Source organism: Paradesulfitobacterium ferrireducens (assembly GCF_017310645.1).
Classification (GTDB): Bacteria; Bacillota; Desulfitobacteriia; order Desulfitobacteriales; family Desulfitobacteriaceae; genus Paradesulfitobacterium; species Paradesulfitobacterium ferrireducens.
The window spans coordinates 59,848-67,269 of record NZ_JAFLRH010000030.1 but is presented as its reverse complement, the minus strand read 5'-3'; the positions used below and the strand labels follow the sequence as shown (position 1 = coordinate 67,269).

Sequence of the window (7,422 nt, the reverse complement as noted above, 5' to 3'; positions counted from 1 at the left end):
TTTCCAAGTAACATCAATCGCCAAGCTTTAGACATGGTACGGTGGGCAGGCTTTGATCCATCCATTTACCTAAAATCCGCTGGCAGCATCCAGTAGCTGCTGTAAGAGATTACCATGCCTTAAAATAAAATCAGTGAATCTGAACTCGCGGAACAAGGGATATAGACAGTTTACGAATGGATTTTGTGACAGGATAAGGCAAAAATAGGAAGAAGGTCCTAGATAGAATAACAATAAAAAATTCAGAGGACATTCCGCAGGTTGGGAATGCCATTATCGATGGCGTAATGTTCACTTAATACGCGAAGGAAAAACCTGTCGATACGGTCACGGTGAATTACTAGGGAATATCTCGGGTTTCAACAATCTGGCTTAAGCAGGGAACAGTTCAAAGTAAGTTAAGAAATCGGCGCAAGAAAACAAGCCCTAGGGTTTTTGGGGCTTATTTTATAGTCTATATGGAAAATCATACCGTTTGTTGGTATACTTTTTACAGGAAGGAGGAAAATCCAATGACCAATCCTACCTGGCAAAAGGCTATTGAGGACATATGATTAAACGACACATATTCTTGAAAACAGATGAAGGAGCCAATATGGAAAAACGAATACAGGATGAGTTGAATATTATTAAAGACATCATAGTAAACGAACTTCTAGATATTGGTTGATGGCATCTTGAACCATAAGGATTTTTCCTTCAGCTTTCCATTTTGCTTCGGCTGCGGCCAGATTGGTTACCTCAGAAAAAACGGCTTTTTCCTGCATATCATATAAATCGCCGTTCAGAGAATATCTTAAGCAAAAACTCAAGAGTGCTCCAACGCACTTCCAGCCAATCCCCGCCCACCTGGTGTAATCAGCTCACGCCGGGGATGTCCGCACCGTCATCGTGGACGGCAAGATTCTCATGGAAGAAAGAAAACTCCTCACCCTGGACGAGAAGAGGATTTGCCAGGAGGTCGAGGAGCGGGCCAAGCGGATTGAGGGAGATTTAATCGGATCGAAATAAGAACCACGAGGCCGAGTCGATGCAAGAGGTTTAAGGGGGAACAATATCCCCCTTAAACCTCTCTTTTCATTCCTCTTATGCCTGCAAAGAAAGGGCTTAATTCTTGTACGGGATCGAATATAGGCCGGGCTTCAAAATTCGGAATCCATATCCCTAATTGTCACAATCAGAAATCAAAATTTTACAACTTCCCTAAACCGTCTTAAACTAAATAGTGACAATAAGAACAAGCGAGTAAAATTTAGTACAGGAGGTTTTAGGTGTGGCATTAGCGGTTTTTGCCTATATTTCCATGGTCTTATTTATCGGAATTACCGCTTACAAGGCCCGGAAACTGGCGCAGCTGCCCCTTCACGGCAGGATGGAACTCTATCCTGTGCCGGGGGAGAAAGGGCGGCACGAATACGGCGGTTCCTATTATGAAGAAGCGGAATGGTGGAAAAAGCCCCGGGAGCTTTCCAAAGGAACTGAACTAAAGGAAATGCTCAAAGAAATGCTCTTTATCAAGAAACTTTTTGAGAATCAAAGGCCCCTCTGGTGGCTTTCCTATGCGCTTCATCTGGGGATCTATTTCCTGGCAGCCTGGAGCGTGCTGATTATCGCCGGCGCTTTCACGGAACTGGCGGGCTTGCCGGTCAAGGCCGGAGCGGCAGCCGGCACTTCACTGTGGGCTGTTCTCCTGTATTACCTTGGCATATTTACCGGGGTGGTTGGTTTCGCGTTAGCTGCTTTTGGTTCGGGAGCTCTGTTTTTGCGCCGGGTGTTCGACGGAACTCTCAAGAAATACACCACACCTCAAGAGTACTTTAACCTGCTCCTGGTTTTTGCCGCCGTTGTCAGCGGGCTTACTGTCTGGGGCAGCGACCCCACCTTCGGTAACGCCCGCAGTGTAATGGCGCATGTTTTGTCTTTGACGTCCTTCGCGGCCGGCCCGCTGCTGGTGCTTCATGTGATTCTGGTCGGAGTGATGTTCATTTACATTCCTTTAAGCAAGATGAGCCACTATGTGGGCAAATATTTCACTTTCCACAAAGTCCTGTGGGAAAATGAGCCCAACGTGGCGGGCAGCGAGATGGAACACAAAGTTAAACAAGCGCTGGGTTACCGGCCACAAAACGCTTGGTCAGCCCCTCATGTTAAGGCGGCTGGGGCGCCTGCGCCGGAAAAGTAAGCTTGGAAAAGAGGTGAGATGAGTGATAGATCACAAGGATTTAAGACCAAAGGATTTAGGCAACCCTGATCAGCAGTTGATAAAGCTCCAGGAGTTGATGCCCTTGGCAGCTCCTTATGACAAGCCCGGCATGGAGCCGGATTTCAAAGAGATTAAAGATTCCTGGAAGGAAAAATACTGTGCTTCGCTGGACGGTTTTGTGGGTATTGACACATTAATCCGTCCCAAGTCCAAAGAAGAGGAAGAGGAGTTTGTGGGCAAGTTCCTAAACGGTCTGGAGAAGATTTTCTCCGACGCCAACAACGGTGTGCTCCAACCCCTGCTTCTCTCTTTTGAGTATTGTGCCAAGTGCAACACTTGTTCCGAGGCTTGCCACACTTTTGCGGCCTCCGGGAAAAACGAGCTTTACCGGCCTATTTTCCGCTCGGAAGTCTTACGCAAAATAGCCAAAAAGTATTTTACCACAAGCGGGAAATTTTTCGGTTCATTGGTCGGAGCGGACATCGATGTGAACTGGGAAACAGTTGCCAGGCTCGGGGAGCTGGCTTACCGCTGTAACCTGTGCCGCCGCTGCGCTCAGACTTGTCCCCTCGGTCTGGACAATTCCATTTTGGCCAAGGAGATCCGGAAAATATTCAGCCAGGAAATGGGGATCGCCCCCAACCCTTTGCATGAGAAAGGCTCCATGCTCCAGCTCAAGACCGGTTCTTCCACCGGCATAACCAAGCCTGCTTTTCTCGATACGCTGGAGTTTTTGGAAGAGGATATAGAGGAAAAATACGGTCGCAAAATTAAGTTTCCGCTCGACAAAAAAGGGGCCGATATCCTGTTGCTCCACAATGCTGGGGAATTTATGGCTTGGCCGGAAAACCCCATCGCTTTTGCCATTCTGTTCGAAGAAGCGGGTCTGGACTGGACCTTGAGCAGCGAAATGATGGGGTATGACAACGTCAACTACGGTCTCTGGTATGACGATACCCAAGCCAAGAAAATTGCCTTGCAGCAAATGAGGGTTGCCCAAGAGTTGGGTGTTAACCGGATTGTGATCGGAGAATGCGGGCATGCCCATAAAGCTTCGGCTATAGTGGCGGACCGGATGGCGGCGGCAGAGGGCAAAATTCCCGTGGAAAGCTGCCTGCCTATTCTCTGGGATATGGTGAGAACAAACCGGCTCAAACTTGACCCCGGCAAGAACAATTTCCCGGTTACCCTGCACGATCCATGTAATGTGGTGCGGCAAATGGGAATCGTCCAGCCGCAGCGCAATATCCTGAAAGCCATCTGTACCCGGTTCAGGGAGATGACTCCGCACGGCGTCGATAACTACTGCTGCGGCGGAGGCAGCGGCTTTGCCATTATGAATCACTGCAACTTCAGCGACTTCAGAAACAAAGTCAGTGCCCGCATGAAGTTCAAGCAAATCCTGGGTGCTTTCCAAGATACGATGGAAAACAGCGAGGTGCCCAAATACGTTTGTGCTCCCTGCTCCAACTGCAAGGGAACTATCCGGGACATCCTGGAATATTACCAGGCCAGCGCCAAGTTTAATGTGCACTTCGGCGGTTTGGTGGAACTTATGGTAAATGCTTTGGTCAGCATGGAGAAGCCTTTCTTGGAGTTTTTAGAGTAAGCGTTTGAAGCCTTTTAAATATGTGGTACTCTGCTAAACAAGATTTTTTTACTCTCTCCGGGCAGATTGAAGACCGTGACCCGGAGAGGGATAATTTCCTATTGCCATTGCAAGTTTCCCGTTTAGACCTTGGCCTAAAGGAGCGTAGAAAGATGAAAGCAGTGATTGTCGGGGGCGTGGCAACAGGGCCTAAAGTTGCAGCCCGCTTGCGCCGCCTCAAGCCGGATGCGGATATCACGATCGTTGAACAAGGAAATGTCATATCCTACGGAGCATGCGGAATACCCTTATATTTGGGCAGCCTGGTCCCTGAACTTGAGGAACTGACCCTGACCGCCTCCGGTCAAAAAAGGGATGTGGCATTTTTCCAGGGGCAAAAGGATGTTAGAGTCTTGACTAATACCCGGGCCATATCCATTGACCGGGCTGCCAAAACCGTTTCTGTCCGGCACCTTCTAAGTGGTGAAGAGGATACTCTGCCCTACGACTATTTAGTGCTGGCAACGGGAAGTAGGCCTTACGTTCCGCCCCTTCCGGGGGCTGGACTCAGCAAAGTGTTTACCCTGCACGATCCGGATGACGCGGAGCAACTAAAACGGACAGTTAAAGAAGAGAAAATCAGGCATGTAACCGTGATTGGAGCAGGCCTGATCGGAATTGAGATTGCCGATGTTCTGGCGGGCCCGCGCCTTAAAGTCACGGTATGTGAAAGCCAAAACCATGTTCTCCCTCGTTTGCTCGACCCTGATATGGCCAAGCTGCTGGAACGCCAAATGAAGCACCGGGGCGTGGACGTGCGTTTAGGCTGTAAAGTGAAGGCCCTGGAAGGGGATGACACCGGGGCGGTTGGTCAGGTTTTAACTGACCAAGGTCAGATTGAAACAGAACTGGTGGTTTTTGCTGTTGGCGTGCGCCCGGCGATTGAGCTGGCCCAGGCTGCAGGGTTGACCATTGGCGAGACCGGGGCCATCCGGGTGAATGAATCCTTGCAGACAGAAGATCCCTGTATTTATGCAGGCGGGGATTGCGCTGAGCAGACTCATGTTATGACAGGCAAGCCTGTCTATATTCCTTTGGCTTCTACGGCCAACAAGCAGGGACGGATTATAGCCAACAACATTGCCGGAAAAAACGAGGTTTTCCCGGGTGTGGCCGGAACTTCCGTACTGCAAGCGTTTGACTTTAATATTGGCCGGACAGGACTCAGTGAAGCCGAGGCTTGTGATCTCGGGTACAAGGTCATAACCGGAGTTGCCAGCGGGCTTGACGCTGCTCATTTTTATCCCATGCACTCCAGTATTGTGCTGAAGCTAATAGCCGACGAGACATCCGGCCGCCTCTTGGGGGCGCAGGTGTGTGGGCTGGGCGACGGAATCAAACGTCTGGACATATTGGTAACCGCTCTGAAGTTTGGGACCACGCTCGTAGACATCGGTAATTTGGATCTGGGATATGCACCGCCCTTCGCCACACCCCTTGATGTAGTCGTTCATGGGGCCAATGCCCTCGAAAACAAACGGCTTGGCCTTGTCCGGGGTTTGTCTGCTTTTGAACTCCAGGAATCTCTGCGCACCGGCGAGGAAGTGCTGCTTCTCGATGTGCGCAAAGAGGACGAGGTTGAAAGCAATCCTTTAGCGGGGCCGCAAGTGCTGCACATACCCCTTGGGCAGCTGCGCAAACGCTGGCAGGAAGTTCCCGCTTTCCGGCGGATTGTTACGGTGTGTGAGATGGGAATCAGGGCTTATGAGGCAGCTTGCATCTTAAGAGGGAAAGGCTTGGCCCAGGTTGCTTATCTGGAAGGCGGGATAGCCGTTTGGTCGGCCTATCAGGAGGAAGAGCAAAGGTCTTAATTCCCAATGTTTTCTAAGGAATTTCTCCAAGTTATAACAAAGTTATAACAAAAAGATAGTTTCTCCTGATAATGCATAATCTTTCACAATTAGTTTTCAATATGGTGCAATTGAGATTCTGTATTTTACAGCCCCAAATTTAGCGTGTTAAATAGAATATAGTGAATGTATAAATTTACACAAAGCCCTAAGCTGGATACCAAAAGTGTTGAAGACAGCGATGGGACGACAGGGGCACATGAATACAATTGCGTAAACTGACTGAGAGTCAGATGGAGCCAAGCAGTGAAAGTAAGTCTAAGGAGGTGTGTTAGGTATGTACATCGTGGCAATTGACGAAGAACAATGCTCAGGTTGCAATTCTTGCACAGCAGGGTGCCCCGCCCGTCTTCTCAAGTTCAATGGGGAAAAGGCTGAAGTGGCCGGTGACGAAAGCGAATGCTTAGGCTGTGAAAGTTGTGTCACGGTCTGCCCCACCGGTGCCGTTTCAATTACGGAGATGTAGATGTTCTCCCCCCCCCACTGTTTAGAAATATCAAGAAAATGGAGGTCGTGCCATGTCAGAAAAGAAGACGCCACAACTGGACGAACTGGAAAAAGGCCAATGGCCCAGTTTCGTGACGGAAATCAGAAAAGCTGCGGCTAAGAACCCGGCGGCTGAGGATTTACTCGGACTTTTGGAAAGATCCTACGAAGAGAAAAAAGGGCACTGGAAACACGGCGGTATTGTGGGGGTTAAAGGATACGGTGGCGGCGTAATCGGACGTTATACCGACCTGCCGGAAGAGTATCCGAATTTGGCTGAGTTCCACACCATCCGCCTTAATCAGCCCAGCGGCTGGTTCTATACGACCAAATCCTTGCGCACAATCTGCGATATTTGGGAGAAATACGGCAGCGGTTTGACTAACTTGCATGGTTCCACCGGGGACATTATTCTGCTCGGCACCACCACAGAGAACATCCAACCGGCCTTCGACGAGTTCAGCGATGCCGGGTTTGACCTTGGCGGTTCCGGTTCGGACCTGAGGACTCCCAGCTGCTGCGTTGGCCCTGCTCGTTGTGAGCATGCCTGCTACGACACCCTCGATGCTTGCCACAACATCACCAATGAGTTCCAAGATGAACTGCACCGTCCAATGTGGCCGTATAAGTTCAAGATTAAGTTCTCCGGCTGTGCCAACGACTGTACGGCATCCATCGCCCGTTCCGACTGCTCTATCATCGGAACTTGGCGCGACACCCTCAGAATTGATCAAGACGCTGTTAAGGCTTATGTGCAAGAGGGACTGGACATTCAAGGTGCAGTCTGCGACAAATGCCCGACACGCGCTTTGAAGTTCGACTATAAGAAAAATGAACTCAATGTCATTGCGGAAGAGTGTACGCGCTGCATGCACTGCATCAACGTAATGCCCAAGGCTATCCGGCCTGGCCAAGAAAAAGGTGCCACGATTCTTCTCGGCGGCAAATCGACGATTGTTCAATCAGCCTTCATGGCATGGGTTATCGTCCCGTTCATGAAAATGGAAGACGACTACGAAGAGCTTAAGGATCTGCTGCGCAGAATTTGGGAATGGTGGGATGAGAACGGCAAGACCCGCGAGCGCATCGGCGAAACCATCTACCGTTTGGGAATGGGCAAATTCCTGCGTGAAGTTGGACTTCCGCCTGTTCCGCAAATGGTCTTCAGACCCCGTGCCAACCCGTACGTCTTCTGGCAGCAAGACGAAATTAACAAGTAAGTGATTGAACAAAAT

6 protein-coding genes and 1 pseudogene are annotated in these 7,422 nt (G+C 49.8%); 6 read left to right on the top strand and 1 reads right to left on the bottom strand.

All coding sequences use genetic code 11. From position 1 onward, the window contains the following. Positions 1 to 638 precede the first annotated feature (638 nt). Positions 639 to 767, bottom strand: coding sequence for a hypothetical protein (locus J0X21_RS15935; RefSeq protein WP_268939395.1), 129 nt, complete (start codon positions 765 to 767; stop codon positions 639 to 641). A 58-nt stretch (positions 768 to 825) separates the two neighbouring features. Here J0X21_RS15935 and J0X21_RS11050 point away from each other — a divergent pair. The 6 genes and pseudogenes from J0X21_RS11050 to dsrA all read left to right on the top strand — a co-directional run. Continuing rightward, positions 826 to 1,011 (top strand): annotated as a pseudogene (locus J0X21_RS11050) (N-ethylammeline chlorohydrolase); the annotation flags it as partial. A 262-nt stretch (positions 1,012 to 1,273) separates the two neighbouring features. Further along, positions 1,274 to 2,182 (top strand): respiratory nitrate reductase subunit gamma, encoded by a 909-nt coding sequence (locus J0X21_RS11045; protein WP_206812259.1) that lies wholly within the window; start codon positions 1,274 to 1,276, stop codon positions 2,180 to 2,182. Between the two features lie 22 nt (positions 2,183 to 2,204). Further along, entirely contained in the window at positions 2,205 to 3,812 is a 1,608-nt protein-coding gene (gene dsrK, locus J0X21_RS11040; RefSeq protein ID WP_206812258.1) for a sulfate reduction electron transfer complex DsrMKJOP subunit DsrK, read from the top strand. 152 nt (positions 3,813 to 3,964) lie between these two features. After that, positions 3,965 to 5,662: an FAD-dependent oxidoreductase gene (locus J0X21_RS11035; protein ID WP_206812257.1), complete on the top strand. Its 1,698-nt coding sequence runs from the start codon at positions 3,965 to 3,967 to the stop codon at positions 5,660 to 5,662. Between the two features lie 316 nt (positions 5,663 to 5,978). Continuing rightward, positions 5,979 to 6,167 (top strand): 4Fe-4S dicluster domain-containing protein, encoded by a 189-nt coding sequence (locus J0X21_RS11030; protein WP_206812256.1) that lies wholly within the window; start codon positions 5,979 to 5,981, stop codon positions 6,165 to 6,167. Between the two features lie 52 nt (positions 6,168 to 6,219). Then, complete coding sequence (gene dsrA, locus J0X21_RS11025; RefSeq protein WP_206812255.1) at positions 6,220 to 7,407, top strand: dissimilatory-type sulfite reductase subunit alpha; 1,188 nt, start codon at positions 6,220 to 6,222, stop codon at positions 7,405 to 7,407. Positions 7,408 to 7,422 lie beyond the last annotated feature (15 nt).

What these genes read in the sequence shown, in the direction of transcription:
- J0X21_RS15935 (WP_268939395.1), bottom strand. Translation starts at nt 767, where the DNA reads ATGCAGGAAAAAGCCGTTTTTTCTGAGGTAACCAATCTGGCCGCAGCC.
- J0X21_RS11035 (WP_206812257.1), top strand. Translation starts at nt 3,965, where the DNA reads ATGAAAGCAGTGATTGTCGGGGGCGTGGCAACAGGGCCTAAAGTTGCA.
- J0X21_RS11030 (WP_206812256.1), top strand. Translation starts at nt 5,979, where the DNA reads ATGTACATCGTGGCAATTGACGAAGAACAATGCTCAGGTTGCAATTCT.
- dsrA (WP_206812255.1), top strand. Translation starts at nt 6,220, where the DNA reads ATGTCAGAAAAGAAGACGCCACAACTGGACGAACTGGAAAAAGGCCAA.